This is a genomic window from Streptomyces acidicola (assembly GCF_009377235.1).
GTDB lineage: Bacteria > Actinomycetota > Actinomycetes > Streptomycetales > Streptomycetaceae > Streptomyces > Streptomyces acidicola.
Genome location: NZ_VMNX01000012.1, coordinates 1 through 21,065 on the forward strand (window position 1 = coordinate 1; position 21,065 = coordinate 21,065).

Consider the following 21,065-nt stretch of genomic DNA (forward strand, 5'->3'; position numbering starts at 1 on the left):
GGTCCGGGGAGGGACCTGGGGCCGCTGCTCGCGGGTGTGGCCGCCGTCGTCGCGGCGGCCGGTGCTCTGCTCGCGTTCGCCGACGCGGACTCACCCCTGCGCGGCCCGTTCACGCTGTTCTTCCTCCTCGCGGCACCCGGAGCCGCCATCGGGGCCGCGCTGCGCGGGCTGGACCCGTTCGGCCGCGCCGTGGCGTCGATCGCGGGCGCGGTCGCGCTGAACCTCCTCGTCGCACAGGGGATGCTGGCGACCCACTCGTGGTCGGTCCGTGGCGGTATCGCGGCTGTGGCCGCCATCAGCTCGCTCGTCCTCCTGCTGGTTCTGGTACGGCGCCTGCGCGGCCGTGCGGAGAGAAGAAGACGGACCTCCTGAAGAAGACGGACCTTCTGACGTGGACATCAGCGTGTACCGCCCGGGCGAACTCACCGCCGCCGACCGGGCCGCCTGGACGGCCCTGCAGTCGAAGGCCCATCTCCACGGCTCGCCCGAGCTGGCGAACCCGTTCCTGTCCCCGGAGTTCACCCTGGCGGTGGGCAGTTGCCGGCGCGGGGTGCGGATCGCGGTGGTACGGGAGAACGGGGACGCCGCCGCGTTCTTCCCGTTCCAGCGGACCGCCCTCGGCGTCGGGCGGGCCATCGGACTCGGCCTGTCGGACTGTCAGGGCCTGGTGCACCGGCCCGGCTTCGTCTGGGACGCCCGGGAGCTGATGCGGGCCTGCGGGCTCGCGGTGTGGGAGTTCGACCATCTGGCACAGGGCCAGGCGCCCTTCGGGGCCCACGCCACCGGCACCTTCCCGTCCCCGGTCATGGATCTGGAGGGCGGCTACGAGGCGTATCTGGCCCGGCTGCGCGCCAGGTCACCGAAGTTCGTCCGGTCGACTCTCGCCAAGGAACGCCGGCTGGGCCGGGCGGCGGGCGAGGTCCGCTACGTGCACGACGAGCGTGACCCGGCCGCCCTGCGCACCCTGATGGCCTGGAAGTCCGCGCAGTACCGCAGGACCGGCCGGATGGACCGCTTCGCGCACCCCTGGATCAGCCGGCTGGTACGCCGCCTCTTCCACACCCGCTCCGAGTCGTTCACGGGGAACCTGTCCGTGCTGTACGCGGACGGCAAGCCGATCGCCGCACATTTCGGACTGCGTTCCGAGCGGGTGCTGACCGACTGGTTCCCTGCGTACGACCCGGCGTACGGGAGGTTCTCCCCGGGTCTGCTGCTGCATCTGCACATGGCCGAGGAGGCCGCCGCCGACGGTGTCGCGTACCTGGACCTGGGCCGGGGCCAGAAGCAGTACAAGGATTCCCTGAAGACACGGGAGATCGCCGTGTCCGAGGGGTGGGTGACCCGCCGTCATCCCGTGGCCTTCGGACACCGGGCTCGCCGAGCTCCGGTCCGGGCGCTGCGGAACACGGTGGTCGCCCGGCCGGAACTGTTCGAGCCGGCCGACAGACTGCTCAAACGGATGGGCAAAATCCGCTCGAGGGGTCAGTTATCGGACACAACAACAAAAATGTGAGAGCTCGTTTCAGGTCTTGCCATACGGGCTCAATCATCAATACCGTCGTACATCCACCCGCATCGGTCCATCATCCAGCGGCTCCAGGGGAGGGGCCCGCGATGGCCCGGCGCGGGGCGCGGTAGGGGGGTGCCGTGCTCGGTGACCGCACTTGTCACCGAGCCGTGCCGCGCGACCGGCTGCCACTTTTCGGCAGTCGGCCAGCTTTGCCAGCTCACACGGCGTGCACGGAGAGCCAGTTCGTCATGCCCGAGTGAGAAACAAACCCCCCTTTCGAACCGGATCAAGAGCCGGGCCGCCCAGGGGCGGGCGGTCCGCCGGACGAGAGGGACCAGACTCATGAGCTCAGTTCTGCGCCCGGCCATACCCGACGACACGGGCGAGCATGCACAGGAGGCCGGCAAGTACCGGCCGATCTCCACCCACCTGGCCATCGCGCCGCCGGTGAGCGTGGTGATCCCCGCCATGAACGAGGCGGAGAACCTTCCGTACGTCTTCAAGACGCTGCCGGCCTGGATCCACGAGGTGGTCCTCGTCGACGGCAACTCCACCGACAACACCGTCGAGGTGGCCCGCGAGCTGTGGCCGGACGTGAAGGTCGTGCCGCAGCACGGGAAGGGCAAGGGGGATGCCCTGATCACCGGGTTCGAGGCGTGCACCGGCGACATCATCGTGATGATCGACGCGGACGGCTCGGCCGACGGCCACGAGATCGTGTCGTACGTGTCGGCACTGGTGTCCGGGGCCGACTTCGCCAAGGGCTCGCGGTTCGCCAACGGCGGCGGCACGGACGACATGACACCGATCCGCAAGCTCGGCAACCGGGCGCTGTGCGCGGTCGTCAACCGCAAGTTCGGCGCCCGCTACACCGACCTGTGCTACGGCTACAACGCGTTCTGGCGGCACTGCCTCGACGAGATCGAACTCGACTGCACCGGCTTCGAGGTCGAGACCCTGATGAACATCCGGGTGGTCAAGGCGGGCCTGAAGGTGCAGGAGATTCCCAGCCACGAGTATCTGCGCATCCACGGCGCGAGCAACCTGCGGGCCGTGCGCGACGGACTGCGGGTCCTCAGGGTGATCCTCAACGAGCGCTCCAACCGGCGTGCGCTGCGCCGCCGTTCGCACTCCCCCGTGCTCACCGCCGGCCGGGGAGAGGCGTCTTGAGCGAGCCGCGTGTCTCGGTCGTCATCTGCGTGTACACCGAGGACCGCTGGGAGGACATCCTCGCGGCGGTCGCCTCGGTGCGCGCACAGTCCCGGCCGGCTCTGGAGACCCTCCTGGTCGTCGACCACAACGAGGCGCTCCTGGACCGGCTGGCGAAAGAGTACAAGGACACCGGGGAGGTGCGGGTGCTCGCCAACGCGGGCCCCCGCGGTCTGTCCGCCGGCCGCAACACCGGGATCGCCGCCTCGTCCGGCGAGATCGTCGCGTTCCTCGACGACGACGCCGTGGCCGAGCGCCACTGGCTGCGGTACTTCGCCGACGGGTACGCGGACCCGCGGGTCATGGCCGTGGGCGGCCGGACGGTGCCCGTCTGGGCGTCCGGCCGCCGCCCGGCCTGGTTCCCCGAGGAGTTCGACTGGGTGGTGGGCTGCGCCTACCGGGGCCTGCCCCGGGGACGGGCCCGGGTGCGCAACGTGCTCGGCGGCAACGCCTCGTTCCGCCGTACCGCCTTCGACGCGGCCGGCGGCTTCGCGACCGGCATCGGCCGCGACGGCGACAAGCGGCCGCTCGGCTGCGAGGAAACCGAGCTGTGCATCCGGCTCACCCGTGCCCGACCCGACGCGGTGCTGCTGCTGGACGACCGCGCGGTGATCCACCACCGGGTGCCCGAGGCGCGCGAGCACTTCCGCTACTTCCGCACGCGCACCTACGCCGAGGGCCTGTCGAAGGCGCTGGTGGCCCAGAGCGTCGGCGCGGACAAGGGCCTGGAGTCGGAGCGCCGGTACGCGACCCGCGTGCTGCCCGCCGGGGTGGCCCGCGGACTGCGCGACGCGCTGCTGGCCCGTCCGGGCGGTGCGGGGCGCGCGGGTGCGATCGTCGCCGGAGTGCTGACGGCGGCCGGCGGGTACGCGGTCGGCAGCGTCCGGGCGCGCCGGGGCGAGGCGGAGTTCTCGGTGGCTCCGGTGGGGGAGTTCGAGGGGCGACTGCGGGAACCCGGGGGGCCGAGACATGACTGACGAACCCGTGCCGATCCTCATGTACCACGCGGTCGCGGCCGCGCCGGGCGACGCGACGCGCGCCCTGTCCGTCGCCCCCGAGGCGTTCGCCGAGCAGATGGCGCTGCTCGGGGACCGGGGCTTCACTCCGGTGAGTACGGCCGAGCTGGGGGCGAGCTGGCGCACGGGCCGCCCCCTGCCCGCCCGTCCCGTCCTCGTCACCTTCGACGACGGGTACGAAGGCGTGCACCGGCACGGTCTGCCCGTCCTCGCCGAGCACGGCTTCGCGGCGACGCTGTTCGTCTCCACGGGCTGGCTCAGGGGCGCGTACGACACCGGGGGCGCCCTCGACACGATGCTCGACTTCCAGCAGGTGCGCGACCTCGCCGACGCGGGCGTGGAGATCGGCGGGCACAGCCACACGCATCCGCAGCTCGACATGCTCGACGACGACGAGCTCCGGTTCGAGCTGGCCCGCTGCTACGAGATCGTCGCCGGTGAACTGGGCACGGTCCCCGTCTCGTTCGCCTACCCGTACGGCTACTCCAGCCGCCGGGTCCGCCGGGCGGTCCGCGAGACCGGGTTCGCGCAGGCGCTCGCCGTGGGCAACGGGCTCGCGCGGCGCGCGCAGGGGCCGTACGCGCTGCGCCGTGTCACCGTGCGGCGCAGCACGGGCATCGAGGAGTTCGAGCGGCTCGTCGAGGGCCGCGCGATCGCCCGCACCTTCGCCAGGGACCGTGCCCTCACCAAGGGGTACGCCATGGTCCGCAGAGCACGACAGGTCCGGAAGGCCGTCCGTTCCCGTGTCTGAAACGACCACCACAGCCCAGGCCGACGCCGCCACCGGGACCGGTGCGCCCGAGGGGGAGTCCGGCCGCCGGATGCGGCTGCCCGGAATGGGCAAGGGGGCGGGCGGCAACCAGTTGTTCCGGAATGCCTACGCCCTGATGCTCAACACGGGTATCTCCGCCGTGCTGGGGCTCGGTTTCTGGCTCGCCGCCGCCCGCTACTACTCCGAGTCGTCCGTCGGCCAGGGCTCCGCCGCGATCGCCGCGATGAAGTTCCTCGCGGGGCTCGCCGCGCTGACCCTGACGGGTGCCCTGGCCCGCTTCATCCCGATCGCGGGCCAGGGCACGGGGCGGCTCATCTTCCGTACGTACGCGGGCAGTTCGGTGGCCGTGGCACTGGCCGCGATGATGTTCCTGCTGACGCTGGACATGTGGGGGCCCTCGTACCGCTTCCTGCACGGCCCCCTGAACGGGCTGGGCTTCGTCCTCGCGGTGGTGGCCTGGTCGCTGCTCACGCTCCAGGACGGGGTGCTGACCGGGCTGCGCAGCGCGGTCTGGGTGCCGGTGGGCAACACCGTGTTCTCGGCGGTCAAGCTGGTGCTGCTGGTCGTCTTCGCCGCCGCGATCCCCGCGACGGGTGTGTTCGTGTCCTGGGTGGCGGCCATCGCGGTGTCCGTGCTGCCGCTGGGCTGGCTGGTGTTCCGGCGCCTGGTGCCGCGGCATGTGAAGGCGACCGAGGACCGTGCGCGTCCGCCGTCCCTGAAGGAGATCGGCCGCTTCCTGGCGGGCGACTACACGGGCTCGCTGTTCTCGCTCGCCGTCGTCTACCTCGTCCCGGTGATCATCGCGGCGCAGGTCAGCTCCGCCGACAACGCGTACTTCTACATCACCACCACGATCGGCGGCACGGTCAACCTGCTCGCCATCAACATGGGCGCCTCCCTGACCGTCGAGGGCTCGCACGATCCGGGGCGGCTCGCCGCGAACACCCGGGCGGCCCTGAAGCGGATGGCGCGGATCATGCTGCCGGTGTGCGGGGTGCTGTTCGTGGGGGCGCCCTGGATCCTCGGTGTGTTCGGCGCGGGCTATGCGGAGGCGGCGACACCGCTGCTGCGCTGGTTCGCCGTGGGAGCGCTGCTGCGTGTCGTCATGGAGACGTACTTCGCGGTGCTGCGCGCCCAGAGCCGTACCGCCGGACTCGCCTGGCTGCAGGGCCTGCTGTGCGTCCTCGTCCTCGGTTTGACGCTGCTGCTCCTGCCCCGTATGGGCCTGGTCGGCGCGGGCGTCGCGGAGATCTCCAGCCTCGCGGTGATCGTGCTGATCGCCGCGCCGAGGCTGTACCGCATCCTGCGCACGGCGCCGTCCGACCCGGTGCCCGAGGACGTCCCGCCGGACGGCGACCTCGCCGACCTGGGCGCCGTCGCCAAAAGGCCCGGCTCCGCCTGGGCACGCCCGCTGGACTCGGACACGCTCGCGCTCGGCATCCACGTCGACTTCGACCACCAGGAACGCCGCCCGGACGTCCGCCCGGGCCCGGGCACCCCGCCGACGGGCACACCCGCCGTACGGCGGGATCACCGGCCGACCTGGGCGCTCGGTATCCCACTGCCGGAGCAGCGGACGGGCCCGCCGGGCGAGCGGGAGGTCCAGGAGGAGCCGGAAGCACGGCCGGTGCCGTCCGTACGGCCGGAGATCGGGGCCCTGCCTGTGCGACGGATCGCCGCGCCCGCACGGAAGGTCGCCGAGCCCTCTCCCCCGTCCCTTCGCGCGAGGTTGCCGCGGCCCACCAGGTCCGGGACGCTGCTGGGCTGTCTGCTGCTGTCCGCGCTGCTGCTGTACTGGGTGCCCGCGCTGCGGCTCGACGACGCGGTGCTGGACGGGATGGGCGGACTCGGCCTGATCTCCGTGCTGCCGATGCCGACGCTGGCCGGCGCCGGACTGCTGGCCGTCGTCTTCGGCTCGCTGCTGTGGGCGGGCCGGGAACACAAGGGACTGCTGCTGGTCACGCTGCTGGCGACGGTGGTGTCGCTGCACGCACTGCCGGCGGTGATCGAGACCGAACCGCGGTTCGCGACGGCCTGGCAGCATCTCGGCTTCATCGACTACATCGACCGCACCGGATCCGCGGTCCCCGACCTGGACGCACGCTGGAGCTGGCCCGGCTTCTTCGCGGCGGCCGCGTTCGTGGCGAAGGCCTGCGGGGTCGGCGACTTCACCGAGGTGATCCGCTGGTGGCCGCTGACCATGCAACTGCTCTATCTGGCGCCAATGTTCCTGCTGACGCGCTCGATGCGGGCAGGCTGGCGCGCCAAGTGGACCGGCATCTGGATCTTCGTGCTGAGCAGCTGGGTCGGCCAGGACTACTTCTCCCCTCAGGGCTTCACGTACCTCCTGTACCTCGTCTTCGTGGCGATCCTGCTCGTGTGGTTCCGCGCGCCGCGCATGCTGTGGGGCAGGGTGCGCCCCGGCGAGGCGGAGGTGGAGCCGGCCGACCGCCACCGCCGTGCGGTGCTGCTCATGATCCTGATCGCGCTGTACGCGGCCACGGTCCCGGCCCACCAGCTGACGCCGTTCGTGATGCTGGGCGTGCTCGCGGCCCTGGTCCTGATCGGCCGCTCCGAACTCCGTGGCCTGCCCATCCTCTTCGCGGTCCTGGTGACGGTATGGGTGGGCTTCCTCGCGGAGCCGTACTGGTCGGGCCACTTCGACGAGCTCTTCGGCGGAGTCGGCGGAGTCGGCGGAAACGTCACGTCCTCCGTCTCCGGCCGGATCGGTGAGGGCAGCTCGACTCACAAACTCGTGCTGTACGCACGCGTGGCGCTCGCCGGCTCGGTGATGGCGATGGCCTGCTACGGCTGGTGGCGCCGCCGCGACCACAAGTACCGCGAGCGCTCCTTGCTCGTGCTGACCTTCGTCCCGTTCCTGGGCTTCGGCATGCAGTCGTACGGCGGCGAAATGGCCCTGCGCGTCTTCATGTTCGCCCTGCCGGGAGCGGCCCTGCTCGCCGGGCTCGCCCTCTTCCCGCGCACCGGCGTGACGGCCGAGGAACGCGACAAGGACAAGGTGAGCCTCGCCCCGCTGGCCGCACTGATGGCCGGACTCGTCCTCATCGGCGGCTTCCTGGTGGCCCGGTGGGGCAACGAGCCGTTCGAACGGACCCGCACGGGCGAGGTCGCGGCCATGGAGTACGTGTACGCCCACGACGACCCGTCCGTACGGCTGCTGTGGCTGAGCACCGACACGGTGAACGACGTGACGCCCGCGATGCCGTGGGGCGCACGGGACATGGAGAAGGTCGAGTACCTGCCCACGCTCGCGCCGCCCGACCCGGTGCTGGTGTCGGGTCTGGCCAAGTCGCTCAAGGACGCGGGCCCGAACTCGTACCTGATGATCAACCGCAGTCAGGTGACCTACCTCCAGTTGGACGCCGGCTACTCGGCCACCTGGGAAACCCGCCTCCTGAGGAACCTCGACGCCCGCAAGGACCTGAAGAGGGCGTTCACCAACGCGGACGTCACGATGTACACACTCCGCGATCAGCCGGAGGGCAGTGCCCCGAAGGCCGACCCGGGCCCGATCGGTCCCCAGGTGACCTGGACACCATGGTCGGTCGTGGGCGGTTTGGCGGCGGCAGCGCTGATCCTGCTCCTGACGGCGCGGGAGATCGTACGGGTGGCGATGCACCCGAGCGTCCGTCAGCTCCAGTGGCTGCAGAGCAGCTTCTGGTTCTCGCTACCGCTGCTGGCGGTGTTGCTGGCTTCGCTGGTGCAGCGGTTCCTGACGATGGGGGGCGCCCCATAAGGGGCGCGGGTAACTGCGCGAGCAACTACACACAACCCGCAGCCGCCAACCAACCGATCCAGGCAGACGCGGACGCTCAACGCCGCAACCACTTCACCTCATACGCCCCCATCTCGAACCGCCGCCCATCAACCTCCGCACTGATCGACCGATCCAGCGTGTTCACCACAAGAACGGCCTTGTCATCAGCAAGCACCCGCACATTGGGCTTGTCGTCGTCGGCCACGGACACCGACTCGTACGTCGTACCCGGCGGAAACTCCTTGCTGAACCGGGACAGCAGGCCCAGCATGGGCAAGGCCCGCCCGCCGTCACTCGTATCGGTCGGAGACCACAGGCACCCGGCGCAGTCGGGCCCCTTCTCGTTCTCCGGATTCCAGTAGAAACCGGAAGTGGCCCCACCACGGGCCATGGCGATCAACCCGGCCGCGTGAACGGCGGAGCGCCGCGTCTCGGACCAGCCTTCCCGCTCGTCGTTCGCGTCGCCCGGCTCGACGTAGTACTCGGCCCACCACAGCGGCAGGTCACCGATCCGTTCGCGCACCCAGCGGCTGACGGCGGTCAGCTTGTCGGTGGCCTGGAACTCGTCGGGCAGCATCTCGTCGTCCTCGGTGTAGCTGGAGCCGTCCACGACGACGAAGTCGGCGCCCACCTTGTTCTTGTTCCAGTAGTCGAAGGCGTCGAGGGGGCGCTGGTCCATGGCGCCCCAGGGACCCCTCAGGGACCGCGACACGCCGTACTCCTGGCGTGGGTCGAAGCTGTCCATGACCAGGTAGGGGCCGCCGACCATGATGTCCTCGTCGACCTTCTTCAGGGCCTTGTAGACGAGGTTGTACAGCTTGGTGTAGCCCTCGTAGTCCCAGCGGGCCTCGGCGTTGTTCCAGAAGCCCTTGAACTCGTTCCAGACGATGAAGTGCCGTACGTCCGGGTACCGCTTGGCGACGGTCGCGGCGAGCCCCGCGTAGTCCTCGAAGTGCTCCGGATCGGGGGCGGTCTCCAGCGCGTCCTGGCTCCAGTTCGTGTTGTCGGCGCCGGACTTGCCGCCCTTCATCCAGTCCGGGGCGCAGCACAGGGTGACGACCGGGACGCCGCCGGAGGCGCGGACGAAGTCGATGCGGCGGTCCATGTCCTCGAAGTCGTACCGCCCCTTGACGGGTTCGGGGTTGCCCGCGCCCCAGCCCATGATGTGCTGGATCTGCGGCATCGCGGTCTTCGACAGCAGCCCTTCGACCCGCCCGGTGGCTTTGCCGCTGCCCTCGTCGGCGCTGAACTGGGTGTGCGTGAAGCCCCAGCCGACGTCCGGTCCGAGGTCCTTGGGCGGGACGGCCGGCGTGCCGTGCACCTTGTCGCCGTCGCGCGAGGTCCCGGCGGTGCTTCCACCGTCCCCGGGCAGTGTGTTGATCAGGGTCAGTACCAGGGCCAGAGCGGCCGCGCCCACACCAAGCAGAGCGGTGAGCCGCCACCACCGCGCCCCCGAATTCCACCCATGACGTCCCATCGGGGACAACAGTAACGGCGGGGCTGTCGGGGGGACAGATCCCGTCATGCGACAGCCCGGTAACAGGACGGCCCGTACATATCGGCAAGTACGGCCGGGCCCGTTCCGGGAGTTCGGCCCGCCGCCGGCGGAACGTCGGGCGGCGGAGCCGACACGACCGGCACACGGGCGAAACCAGGTGCACGGGCCGCCCCCGTGCCGGATCATGGCGGCATGTCCCCGAACCCATACGACGCTCTGCCGGTCCGGCTCAACGTCGACGACAGCGACTCACCCTCGGACGTCGTCGACGCGCTGTTCCTCGGCCGCTTCGCGACGGGCGAGCAGCCGTACTCGCACGCGGCGAACATCGACCGGGTGCGTTCCGGGGCGACGCTGCTGCCGCCCGTCGCCCGTGTGCTGCGCTCGGCGCGGGACGACGACCGCAGCGCGATCCTCGCGGAGGGCGACGGCTGGACGCTGCTGGTCTCCCGCTGGAACCGGGGCGCGGACGTCACGGTCACGGCGACCAGCGCCGAGCTGGCGGAGAAGGTACTCGGCCAGGCCACTGAGGGCGCGGCGGACGAGCCGGAGCCACAGCCGGAGAACGTGACGATGGGCTTCTGGTACGTGTCGCCGAGGCGCGGCCCGCACCGTACGACGCGACAGATCTCCGCGGGCACCTGGGAGGAGGTCCGCCCGAACTACACCGCGCCGGTGGCGGACGCGATGGACCACCTGATGAAGACGACTCCGGAGGACATCGCCGGCCGGCTCCTGCTGCTGCACGGCCCGCCGGGCACGGGCAAGACATCGGCGCTGCGCACCCTGGCCCGCTCGTGGCGGGACTGGTGCCAGGTGGACTGCGTCCTCGACCCCGAGCGGCTGTTCTCCGACGTGGGCTATCTGATGGACATCGCGATCGGCGAGGAGGACGCGGCGGGCAAGGGCCGCTGGCGCCTGCTGCTCCTGGAGGACTGCGACGAGCTGATCCGCGGTGAGGCGAAGCACACGGCGGGCCAGGCGCTGTCCCGTCTGCTCAACCTCACGGACGGCCTGCTGGGCCAGGGCCGCAACGTCCTGGTGGGCGTCACCACCAACGAGGACCTGGAGCGCCTCCATCCGGCCGTGGTCCGCCCCGGCCGCTGTCTCGCCCGCATCGAGGTCGGCCCGCTGACCCGCCGGGAGGCGGTGAGCTGGCTGGGCAGCGAGGAGGGGGTGGGCCGCGACGGGGCGACCTTGGCGGAGCTGTACGCGCTGCGCCGGGGGACGTCCCCGACGGCGTTGCCGGAGCCGCGGGCGGGGGCGGACGCGGGGCTGTACCTGTAGTGCTTTGATGGAGGTATGACCCTGTTCGTCGGCACGTCGGGGTGGCAGTACAAGGACTGGCGCGAGGTCCTGTACCCGGCCGGGGTGCCCACGCGGCTCTGGCTGGAGGAGTACGCGGCACGGTTCGCCACGGTCGAGCTCAACAACGCCTTCTACCGGCTGCCGTCCCGGGAGAACTTCGAGGCCTGGCGGGACCGCACCCCGCGGGACTTCGTCGTCGCCGTCAAGGCGAGCCGCTTCCTCACCCACATCAAGCGGCTGAAGGACCCCGAGGAACCGGTGCACCGGCTGATGAGCCACGCCACCGGGCTCGGCGACCGCCTGGGCCCGGTCCTCCTCCAGCTACCACCCACACTGCGCGCCGACCCCGGCCTGCTGAACGCCTGTCTGGCCTGCTTCCCCTCCGGGACCCGCATCGCGGTGGAGCCCCGCCACGACTCCTGGTGGACGCCCGAAGTACGCAGGGCTCTGGAGAAACGGGGCGCCGCCCTGTGCTGGGCCGACGTACGCGCCCAGCCAATGACCCCGCTGTGGCGGACCACCGACTGGGGCTACGTCCGCTTCCACGAGGGCCGCGCCCAGCAGTGGCCCCGCTACGGCCGCCGGTCCCTGGAGACATGGGTCGACCGAGTCGCAACGACCTGGTCCCCCGACGACGACGTATACACGTACTTCAACAACGACCCGAACGGGGCGGCGGTGGAGGACGCGAGGGTATTCGCATCCGCAGCAAACAAAGCGGGCCTAAGGGTCACGAGGGTCTCGGTTCCTTCCAGGGCCGGGCGGTAACGGCACGCCCCAAAGGGGCGCGGGGCTGCATCGATATGCGGCTCCGCCGCGTGGGCGCGACCAGCCACAACCAACCCGCACCCGGCCAACAACCAACAGCCCCGAGCTCTTGGCCGCCCCACCGCATCAAACTCAACAGAACCCCTACCCCTCGTAAGCCGCCCGCAGGGCATCCCGCACAGCCCCCAACGCATCGGACTCACTCAACCCCAACCGCCGCACCCGCTCCGCATACACCTGGGCCTCCGCCGCGGCGGCCCGTTCCGCTGCTGATCCGGCGGCAGCCACAAACGTTCCGTTGCGCCCCCGCGTCTCGATCACCCCGTCCGTCTCCAGGGCGCGGTAGGCCTTGGCCACGGTGTTGGCGGCCAGCCCGAGCTGCTCGGCGAGCCCCCGCACGGTGGGCAGCCGGTAGCCGACCGGCAACGTCCCGGAACGGGCCTGCTCGGAGATCTGCGCGCGTACCTGCTCGTAGGGCGCGGTCCCCTCGGTGATACGGATCTTCAAGGTCACGGACCGATTGTCCCGTACCCGCCCGGAACGATCGCCCCGTACCCGCCGGAAAATCGGAGGCACCCACCCGTGCTCGCCCCGTAGCGTGCGACTCCATGACTGTGATCGTGCGCGAGTTCCGCCCCGAGGACGCCGCGGCACTCGCCCAGGTGCGGCGCCAGGCCCTTCCCGTTCTGATCTCCACTGCAGAGTCCGTCCTCCACGACGTCACCCGCATGCACCCCGACGCCCACTACGGGCTGCTCGTCGCCGAGGAGGACGGCGAGGTGATCGGCACGGCCGACTCGGGTATGGCCCACGACAGCCCGGTGCCGGGCCAGGGCTACCTGAACGTGTACGTGCACCCGGAGCGCGTCCACCGTGGCGCGGGCGCCCTGCTCGCCCGCACCGCCGAGGAGCGGCTCACCGCGCTCGGCGCGACGGCGCTGTTCTGCTGGGTGCTGGACACCGCGGACAACCGTGCCTTCGCCGAGCGGCGGGATTACCGCGCGAGCCGCTCGTCCCGCTTCCTCCGTCTGGACCTGGCCGACGGCCCCCTTCCGCCGCCGGCCGTGCCACCGTCCGGTGTCGAACTGCGCGCAGCCGCGGACTTCGCCGACGACCCGCGCCCGCTGTTCGCCCTGGACGCGGAGACGACGGCGGACGAGCCCGGCGACATCGACGCGGAGCTCGACGACTACGAGCAGTGGCTCGGCAACACCTGGCACCACCCGCTCCTGGACCACGAGCTGACGACGGTGGCCGTGGTGGACGCCACCCCCGCCGCGTTCACCGCGGCCCGCACCGACGGCCAGGGCCGCTACTTCACAGCGATGACGGGCACGGCACGTGCCTTCCGCGGCCGGGGCCTGGCCAAGCTCGCCAAGAACGCCTCCCTGCACCGCGCCCGCGCGGCGGGCTGCACGGAGGCGTTCACCGGCAACGACGCGTCCAACGGACCCATGCTGGCGATCAACAAGTGGCTCGGCTACGAGGTCTGCGCGACGGAGGTGCGCTATGTCCGCGAACTCGGCTGACCCCACGGACCGTTCGGACGTCGCTCGGGAAGTCGTCGTGAACGTCGCCCTGGAGGTCGTTCTCGTCAAGGCCGGGCGTACGAAGATCCGCTACCCCGCCGAGCTCCTCCACGACGACGGCACCCGCGTCACCGTACGCGCCCCCTGGGCGGGCGAGGGCGTCCGGGACTTCGGCTTCGTACGGTTCGAACCAGGCGACGTCTTCGTCGAACGTTACTGGCGCGACCGGTGGTACGCGGTGAAGGAGGTACGCGACGGCGCGGGCACCGTCAAGGGCTGGTACTGCGACATCACGCGCCCGGCCACCGTCTCGGCCACCCCGTCCGGTACCGAACTCGTCGTCGAGGACCTCGACCTGGACCTGTGGCGCTCCGCGGACGGCAGCGCCGTACTGCGCCTGGACGAGGACGAGTTCGCGGCGAGCGGTCTGGCTCGGACGGACCCCGAGGCCGCCTCCGCCGCCGTGGCCGCCCTCGACGAGCTGGAAGCCCTGGCCCGCGAGGGCGGCTTCGAGGCACTCCTCGGCTGAACGCACGCGTGTGGTGGACGGTCAGGGGCGGGCGATCACCGCGTACCGCTCGTCCTCCACCTCCCGCCCCCACAGCCGGGCGTCGTCCGAGAGCCGTTCCACCCGCACGTCCTCCGCGAGGGGCGCGAGCAACCCGGTCAGCCGCTCCGCCGATATGCCGACCGGGCTGACCGTCCCCCACACCCCCTCGATCAGCACCAGCCGCCCTCCGGGACGCAGCAACGCAGACCATCCCCTCAGCGCTCGCTCCGGGTCCGGCAGCGTCCACAGCACATGGCGGACGAGTACGACATCGAACCGCTCCTCCCCCACCGGGGGCGTCGCCGCGTCCCCGACGAGGAACACCGCGGCCCGGCCGGCGAGCTTCGTACGGGCCCGGTCGACCATCGCCTGCGAGAGATCGACACCCGTCACCCGATGCCCCCGCTCGGCGGCGAGGAGCGACAGGCTGCCCGTCCCGCAGCCGAGGTCCAGCACGTCGGCCGGCCGCGCGGGCAGCCAGGCGGCCAGCCGGTCCGCCCAGGCCTGCCTCACCTCGGGGTCGCGCAGGCCATGGTCCGGCTCGTCGTCGAAGGTGACGGCCTCGGTGTCCCAGTCGACGTCATGGTTCGCAGTCATTCCGTCAGGGTGACACCCGCCACTGACAATCGGACGGCTGAGGCGCCCGCCGGTCAGTCCAGCCGCTTGCGGTAGTGGATCCGGTCGTACGGCCCGTCCACGCGGCGCTCCACGACCTCGTACCCGAACCTCGGGTAGATCTTCTGGTTCTCCGACATCAGCGCGTTCGTATAGAGCCTGGCCTCCGACAGGCCGAGCACGCGCGCGCGTGCGTCCACGAACTCCAGCAGCCGCCGCCCCACGCCATGTCCGTGCGCGTCGGGGTGGACGGCGATGCTGTCGAGCAACAGATGGTCCTCGTACGCCTCGACGACCACGAGGCCGATCACGGGATCGCCCGTGACGAACACCCGCCCCGCGGCCACGTTCGCCGCGTGGTCCGCCTCCATGGGTGCCGGCACGACCCCGATGCGCTCGATGTAGTGGTGGTACGCGGCGTCGGTCACCGCCTTCACGGCGGCGACGTCGGCGGCGACGGCCGGCCGGATCCCTTCATCGGTCATGCCCGCACGCTACCTACCTGAGCGGAGCATGAGCACTTCCTTAAGGCGAGCATAAGGATCTCGATCACCCGCCTCCAGCAGGCGATTCGGCGGTTTCCTGCGGCTAGTTTCTGATCACGTCGAGGAGCACGACTCCGGGGTCTGTCCGGCGGCTCAGGCCGGACAGACCCCGAACGCATGCGCCGTCGGGCACATGTGTCAGCCGATCACCGAAAGGCACGTCGTCGGTGTGGCGTTGGCCGGGTCGAGCGCGTTGGTCACCTCATGGAACGCGATGCGGTCGAGGAGCCCGATCGCGGCGTGCTCGGAGAGGTCGGCCGCGCACAGGTCCTGGACCACGACGTTGCGGACGTTCGGCCCGTTGAGGAACTGGGACTGGTACGGCGTGACCACCTCGTCGTACTTGGTGGCGATGACCGTGTACTTGACGCCGGGCACGGTGTCGCCGCCCGCGTTGAGCTTGGTGAGGAAGGCGGAGCCGGTGATCTGGTCGGCGAGCGCGGGCGTCGCGGTGGAGATGAGGTCCTTCGCTCCGGGGAAGTAGTCGAGCAGTTCGGTGAGACCGCCCAGGGTCGTGCCGCGGTTGCTGGGCGCGATGCCGACCAGGGCGTTCACCTCGGCTGCCCCGCCGAGGAACTTGAGGTAGTAGCGGGGCATCATGCCGCCCTGCGAGTGGCCGACGAGGTCGGTCTTGGCGGCTCCGGTCGCGGCGAGCACCTTGTCGACGAAGTCGTCGAGTTGCTCTGCCGACTTGTCGATGGGGCCGAGGCCGTAGAAGAACGGGACGCCCGGCAGTTGCCCGTAGTCGAAGGAGTAGACGCAGTAGCCGCGGTTCACCAGGTAGGGGGCGAGCCCGAGCCAGTTGTCGACGGAGTTCGCGAACGTTCCGTGGACGAGGACGACGGGACGGGGGTGGGCGGCGGAGGGTTTGCAGGAGTAGTCGTTCCAGCCGCTGCTCGGGGCGGCGGCTGCCTGTGCGGTGGTGGCGGGGGCGATGGTGGCGGCGGAGGCCAGGAGCAGTGAAGCGAGCGGGATGAGCACTCGTTTCCAGGGCAGCATCGGGTGATCTCCTTGCGGCTCAAGGGAGGTGCGACGACATACGCCCTGTGATCCGGATCACGAGGATGCTGTTCGATTCGCCAAGTTACGGGCGAGTAGGTGAAGTGTGAAGTTACGCGTCAGTAAAAAGTTCCAGTGCCAGCTGTGAGGCCCTGGTGCGTACCGCTGGACATGCGATAAAGGGGTTACGAGGGCAGGGAGTTACGAGGCCAGCGTGCCCGGCCCGATCACATGGGCACCGAACCTGGCCCGCGCCTTGTCCGCGACCTCCTCGATGCGGCGGGCCTTCTCGTCCACCGGATCGAAGGTGAGCTGGTGGGTGGCCTGGTCGGCGGGGCTCAGCCCCTCGGCGCGGACGGCGATTCCACGGACGCGGGCGCGCTGGAGGCCGAGCGCCTCGTACATGCGGTACGCGGTGGCGGTGAGCTCCGGCGAGTGCGCGGTCGGCTCCTTGAGCTTGCGACTGCGGGTCGTCGAGATGGGGGTCCCCCCGCTTGAGCGAAGCCGAGAGTGGGGGAGGTCGGCGTACCGCACGGTGAGGGTGAGCGTGCGGCACACCTTCTCCAGGGCGCGCAGCCGGATGCCGAGCTCCTCGGTGGCGGAGAGCAGGGCGCGGCGGTGTTCGTCCGGGTCCAGCTCGTCGCGCTGGAAGGAGCGTTCGGCGACGAGAGAGCGCGAGACGGAGTTGGGGACGACCCGGCCGCGGTCGATGCCCTGCGCCTTCTCCCGCAGTTCGCGGCCGGTGCGGGCACTGGTGAGCCGTTGCAGGGTCGACAGGGGGGCGGCGGCGACCTTGCCGAGGGTGTCGAGGCCGTACTCGCACAGGGTGCGGGCGGTGGCGGCGCCGACTCCGGGGAGCGCGGCGACCGGCTGCCCGGCCAGGAACTCGGTGAGGGCGCCGGGTTCTTCGGGCACCACACGGATCAGCCCGGGGCGGGAGCCGTTCAGGGCCATCCTGGCGAACAGCGGGCCCGGCCCGGCTCCGATCGCGCAGTCGATCCCGTACCGGGCGAGGGAGCGCACCCGGATCATCGAGGCCAGTTCCAGGGCGTCCCGGCCGAAGTACCGCTCGGCACCGTGCAGGTCGACCAGGGCGCGGTCGGGTGGCAGCGCCTCGATGACGGGCGTGAACTCCTCCAGCAACCCGATGAGCCGGGGCAGAGCGGCCTCGTACGTCGGAGGCAGCTGGAACTGGACGCAGAGGATGGTCATCCCGCACTCCCCGGGCTCTGGTGCCACAACTTCCGTCCGCTCGCGGGCCCTTCGCCCGCCGGGCGCAGATCCGCCCAGGGGTGCATCTCGTACCCCGTGGACATCCGGATGCGCCGGCCGCCCGCCGGTTCCTCCCCGTCGGGGGAACCGTCGGGTCCCGCTGCTCCACCGGCCTCACCAGCCTCACCGGCCTGTGCCACCCCGCTCGGCCCGGCCAGCCGCAGCGCCACTCCGTCCAGGCCCTCCTCCCGCCGCAGCTCCACCAGTTCGGCGAGGTTCCAGGCGGCGGAGCCCACCACGCTGAGGCTGCGCGGCCCCCGCCGCTGCACCACCCCGCGCACCAGCAGCAGCCAGGAGTGGAAGACCGTGTGGGCGCAGGCGTCGTGGGAGTCGTCGAAGAAGGCGAGGTCGACCAGGCCGGTGCCGTCGTCGAGGGTGGTGAAGATGACCCGCTTGCCGGAGCGGATCGGCGGGGTCTGGGTGGCCGCCTTGGCGCCCGCGACCAGGACCGTCTCGCCATGCCGTGTCTCCCGCAGCCGCCGCGCGGACACCACGCCGAGCTCGGTCAGGAACTCCCGGTGGTCGTCCATCAGGTTGTGCGAGACGTCCATGGAGAGCACGCCCAGCTCGGCACTGAGCCGCTCCGCCGAGGACAGGTCGGGCAGCCCGGCGGAGGCGGTTCCCCTCCCGCCGGCGAGAGGAAGTTGCGCCCCGCCCACGCCACCCGCACCGCGTCCGCCCCGGGCGACCCGGTGCAGTTCGGTCAGGTGCAGTTGCAGGTCACGCCGGTTGGCGCCGAAGTCGTCCAGCGCGCCGACCTGGGCGAGCCGCTGGGCCAGCGGGCGGCTGGGCCGGGCCCGTTCCCAGAAGTCGAGCAGGGAGGCGTACGGCTGCCCGTCCGCGATCCGTGCCGCCTCGGCCTCGCTGATGCCGTACACGTCGGAGAGCGCCAGCCGCACACCCCAGATCCCCTTGCCCTCCCGGGGTCCCTCGGGTCCCCAAGTGCCCTTGCCCGCCCTGGATTCAGACACCAGTTCGATACGGTGGGCGACGCCCGACCGGTTCACGTCCAACGGGAGGATCGGCACCCCCTGCCGCCGTGCGTCCGCCAGCAGCAGCCTCTTCGGGTACATGCCGGGGTCGTGCGTGAGCAACCCCGCGTAGAACGCGGCCGGGTGATGGGCCTTCAGCCACGCCGACTGGTACGTCGGCACCGCGAAGGCGACCGCGTGCGCCTTGCAGAAGCCGTACGACCCGAACGCCTCGACGATCTCCCAGGTCCGCGCGACGGTCTCGGCGTCGTACCCCTTGGCGGCCGCGGCTTCCGCGAACCAGACCCGGATCCGCCCCTGCGACTCGGGGTCCGACAGCCCGCGCCGCACCTGGTCCGCCTCGTCCCGTCCGCAGCCGGTCATGATGTGCACGATGTCGATGATCTGCTCGTGGAAGACCACGACGCCGTACGTCTCCCTGAGCGGTTCCTCCAGGTCCGGGTGCGGGTAGCGGACCGGCGCCCGTCCGTGCCGGGCCGCGATGAACGGCCGCACCATGTCGGCGGCGACCGGACCGGGGCGGAACAGCGAGATGTCCACCACCAGGTCGTGGAAGGTGGCCGGCTGGAGCCGCCCCACCAGGTCCCGCTGTCCCGGCGACTCGATCTGGAAGCAGCCCAGCGTCTCGGTGGAGCGGATGAGCCGGTACGTCGCCGGGTCGCCCGCGTCGATGTCGACGTCGTCCAGATCGATCCGGGTGCCCGCCGCCCGCTCGGCCTCCGCCACCGCGTGCGCCATCGCGGACTGCATCCGCACACCCAGCACATCGAGCTTGAGCAGCCCGAGGTCCTCGACGTCGTCCTTGTCGAACTGCGACATGGGGAACCCCTCGCCACTGGTCGGCATCACCGGCGTACGGGCGAGGAGGGAGGCGTCGGAGAGCAGTACCCCGCACGGGTGCATGGCGACTCCGCGCGGGAGGGCGTCGAGTGCCTCGACCAGCTCCCAGAACCGTCCGTACCTCGCCCCCTCCCGCTGGAACTCCTCTGCCAGCGCCTTGAGTTCGGGCAGTTCACCGAGGGCCGCCCGTGCGTCGCGTGCCCGGATGTGCGGGAAGGACTTGGCGATCCGGTCGGTGTCGGCCGGGTCCAGGGACAGGGCGGCGCCCACGTCGCGGATGGCGTGGCGTACGCGGTACGTCTCCGGCATCGCCACGGTCGCGACCCGTTCGGTGCCGAAGCGGTCGATGATCGCGCGGTAGACCTCCAGCCTGCGCGCGGACTCCACGTCGACGTCGATGTCGGGCAGCGCGATCCGCCGCTTGGACAGGAAGCGCTCCATCAGCAGCCCGTGCTGGACGGGGTCGGCGTGTGCGATGCCCAGGAGGTGGTTGACGAGGGAGCCCGCCCCGGAGCCGCGCGCGGCGACCCGGATCCCCATCCTCCGTACGTCGTCCACGACCTGGGCGACCGTCAGGAAGTAGGAGGCGAAGCCGTGGTGGGCGATGACGTCGAGTTCCTGGTGCATCCGCTCCCAGTACTCACGCCGCCCGTCGTACCCGCGCAGCACCATCCCCGCCGCGGCCCGGGAGGCGAGGGTGCGCTGTGCGGTGCGACGGCCCGCGCCGACGAGATGGGCCTCGGGGAAGTGCACGCTGCCGATGCCGAGGTCGTCCTCCGGGTCGACCAGGCACTCGGCGGCGGTGGCCCGCGTCTGCTCCAGCAGCCGGTACGCGGTGTCACGGCGGTAGCCCGCGGCCTCGACGATCCGCTCGGCGGCGCCCAGCATGGCGGACGCGTCCTTGAGCCAGGCCTCTCCGGAGTCCAGCTCGCGGCGGGGGTCGATGGGAACGAGCCGGCGGGCTGCGTCCAGGACGTCGGCGACGGGGCCCATACCGGGGTCGGCGTACCGGACGGCGTTGCTGAGCACCGGGCGCACCCCCTGCTCGGCGGCGAAGCCGACGGTCCGGGCGGCCAGCCGCAGGGAGCCCGGGCCGGTGCCGTCGCGGCCGTGCCACACCGCTTCGAGGCGCAGGGCGTCGCCATGGATCTCCCGCCAGGGCGCGAGGAGCCGTGCGGCCCGGTCGGGGCGGCCGGCGGCGAGCGCGCGGCCCACGTCGGAGTCGGGGCCGAGCAGGACGGTCAGACCCTCGGCGGCGCACGCGGCCCAGGGCAGCAGCGGCCGGCCGCCGTTCTCTCCCGTGTGGTCGCCCGCATGCGCTGCCGAAACGATTCGGCAGAGCTCGGCCCAGCCTTTCGCGCCCTCCCGGGCGAGGAAGGTCACCCGAGACATCGACTCATCGATGAAGGCACCACCACGGACGGGAGTCCGCCGCTTCCCGCGCGGGCCGACCCCCTCGACCGCACGCCCCGCCGCCGGCGGCTCCTCCACCGCCAGATCCACCCCGAACAGCGGCCGGATCCCCGCCCCCGCGCAGGCCTTGGCGAAGCGCACCGCCCCCGCGAGGGTGTCCCGGTCGGTGAGCGCGAGGGCGTCCATGCCCCGCTCGGAGGCGCGCTCGGCGAGCCGCTCCGGATGCGAGGCGCCGTACCGCAGGGAGAACCCGGACGCGGTGTGCAGATGCGCGAAACCCGGCACACGCACCTCCGCACTCCAGGGGCCCCTGCGCGAGCCCTCGAACATCAGTTCCCAGCTTCCTCACCCTCACCATACCCCCAATCTCGAACTCATGTACGACTCCCGCTCGAACCCACCCCACCTGCGGAAACACCGGTCGGACCGGTCCGTGGGGACATGACACGAC

Annotated in this window: 17 protein-coding genes; 10 read left to right on the top strand and 7 right to left on the bottom strand. The window is 71.3% G+C overall.

Going from position 1 to position 21,065, the window contains the following annotated elements; translation table 11 throughout:
* From FPZ41_RS06480 to FPZ41_RS06505, 6 genes are all read left to right on the top strand, one after another.
* On the top strand, positions 1-372 hold a 372-nt coding region (locus FPZ41_RS06480), incomplete at its 5' end, for a hypothetical protein (RefSeq protein ID WP_228022527.1).
* 19 nt (positions 373-391) lie between these two features.
* Entirely contained in the window at positions 392-1,513 is a 1,122-nt protein-coding gene (locus tag FPZ41_RS06485; protein ID WP_322619889.1) for a GNAT family N-acetyltransferase, read from the top strand.
* Positions 1,514-1,852: 339 nt separating this feature from the next.
* On the top strand, positions 1,853-2,680 hold the full coding sequence (locus FPZ41_RS06490) for a glycosyltransferase family 2 protein (RefSeq protein ID WP_152859988.1): 828 nt from the start codon (positions 1,853-1,855) through the stop codon (positions 2,678-2,680).
* The gene (locus FPZ41_RS06495; protein WP_152859990.1) at positions 2,677-3,696 is read left to right on the top strand and encodes a glycosyltransferase; all 1,020 of its coding nucleotides are present in this window, start codon (positions 2,677-2,679) and stop codon (positions 3,694-3,696) included. Before FPZ41_RS06490 ends, FPZ41_RS06495 begins: the two co-directional genes overlap by 4 nt.
* Entirely contained in the window at positions 3,689-4,486 is a 798-nt protein-coding gene (locus tag FPZ41_RS06500) for a polysaccharide deacetylase family protein (RefSeq protein WP_152859992.1), read from the top strand. The genes FPZ41_RS06495 and FPZ41_RS06500 overlap by 8 nt, the downstream gene beginning before the upstream one ends.
* Entirely contained in the window at positions 4,479-8,264 is a 3,786-nt protein-coding gene (locus FPZ41_RS06505; protein WP_322619890.1) for a lipopolysaccharide biosynthesis protein, read from the top strand. The genes FPZ41_RS06500 and FPZ41_RS06505 overlap by 8 nt, the downstream gene beginning before the upstream one ends.
* A gap of 76 nt (positions 8,265-8,340) precedes the next feature.
* On the opposite strand, the gene FPZ41_RS06510 is transcribed toward FPZ41_RS06505, so the two are convergent.
* Entirely contained in the window at positions 8,341-9,762 is a 1,422-nt protein-coding gene (locus FPZ41_RS06510) for a GH39 family glycosyl hydrolase (protein ID WP_152859994.1), read from the bottom strand.
* A 213-nt stretch (positions 9,763-9,975) separates the two neighbouring features.
* Here FPZ41_RS06510 and FPZ41_RS06515 point away from each other — a divergent pair, with 213 nt between their 5' ends.
* A complete protein-coding gene (locus FPZ41_RS06515) occupies positions 9,976-11,070 on the top strand; it encodes a DUF5925 domain-containing protein (RefSeq protein ID WP_152859996.1) in 1,095 nt (364 codons plus the stop codon).
* A 15-nt stretch (positions 11,071-11,085) separates the two neighbouring features.
* Positions 11,086-11,859, top strand: a complete 774-nt coding sequence (locus FPZ41_RS06520) for a DUF72 domain-containing protein (protein WP_152859998.1) — start codon at positions 11,086-11,088, stop codon at positions 11,857-11,859.
* Between the two features lie 144 nt (positions 11,860-12,003).
* Here FPZ41_RS06520 and FPZ41_RS06525 read toward each other — a convergent pair whose 3' ends face one another.
* Complete coding sequence (locus FPZ41_RS06525; RefSeq protein WP_322619891.1) at positions 12,004-12,372, bottom strand: GntR family transcriptional regulator; 369 nt, start codon at positions 12,370-12,372, stop codon at positions 12,004-12,006.
* A gap of 95 nt (positions 12,373-12,467) precedes the next feature.
* Here FPZ41_RS06525 and FPZ41_RS06530 point away from each other — a divergent pair, with 95 nt between their 5' ends.
* Both FPZ41_RS06530 and FPZ41_RS06535 read left to right on the top strand, forming a co-directional pair.
* The gene (locus tag FPZ41_RS06530) at positions 12,468-13,388 is read left to right on the top strand and encodes a GNAT family N-acetyltransferase (RefSeq protein ID WP_152860000.1); all 921 of its coding nucleotides are present in this window, start codon (positions 12,468-12,470) and stop codon (positions 13,386-13,388) included.
* A complete protein-coding gene (locus FPZ41_RS06535) occupies positions 13,369-13,917 on the top strand; it encodes a DUF402 domain-containing protein (RefSeq protein ID WP_152860002.1) in 549 nt (182 codons plus the stop codon). The genes FPZ41_RS06530 and FPZ41_RS06535 overlap by 20 nt, the downstream gene beginning before the upstream one ends.
* 21 nt (positions 13,918-13,938) lie before the next feature.
* Here FPZ41_RS06535 and FPZ41_RS06540 read toward each other — a convergent pair whose 3' ends face one another.
* The 5 genes from FPZ41_RS06540 to FPZ41_RS06560 form a co-directional block, all read right to left on the bottom strand.
* The gene (locus tag FPZ41_RS06540) at positions 13,939-14,535 is read right to left on the bottom strand and encodes a class I SAM-dependent methyltransferase (protein ID WP_152860004.1); all 597 of its coding nucleotides are present in this window, start codon (positions 14,533-14,535) and stop codon (positions 13,939-13,941) included.
* 53 nt (positions 14,536-14,588) lie between these two features.
* A complete protein-coding gene (locus FPZ41_RS06545) occupies positions 14,589-15,038 on the bottom strand; it encodes a GNAT family N-acetyltransferase (RefSeq protein WP_152860006.1) in 450 nt (149 codons plus the stop codon).
* Positions 15,039-15,236: 198 nt separating this feature from the next.
* Positions 15,237-16,097, bottom strand: a complete 861-nt coding sequence (locus FPZ41_RS06550) for an esterase/lipase family protein (RefSeq protein WP_152860009.1) — start codon at positions 16,095-16,097, stop codon at positions 15,237-15,239.
* Positions 16,098-16,298: 201 nt separating this feature from the next.
* Positions 16,299-17,309 (bottom strand): DNA polymerase Y family protein, encoded by a 1,011-nt coding sequence (locus FPZ41_RS06555; protein WP_152860011.1) that lies wholly within the window; start codon positions 17,307-17,309, stop codon positions 16,299-16,301.
* The gene (locus FPZ41_RS06560) at positions 17,306-20,899 is read right to left on the bottom strand and encodes a DNA polymerase III subunit alpha (RefSeq protein ID WP_322619906.1); all 3,594 of its coding nucleotides are present in this window, start codon (positions 20,897-20,899) and stop codon (positions 17,306-17,308) included. The genes FPZ41_RS06555 and FPZ41_RS06560 overlap by 4 nt, the downstream gene beginning before the upstream one ends.
* Positions 20,900-21,065: the final 166 nt, after the last annotated feature.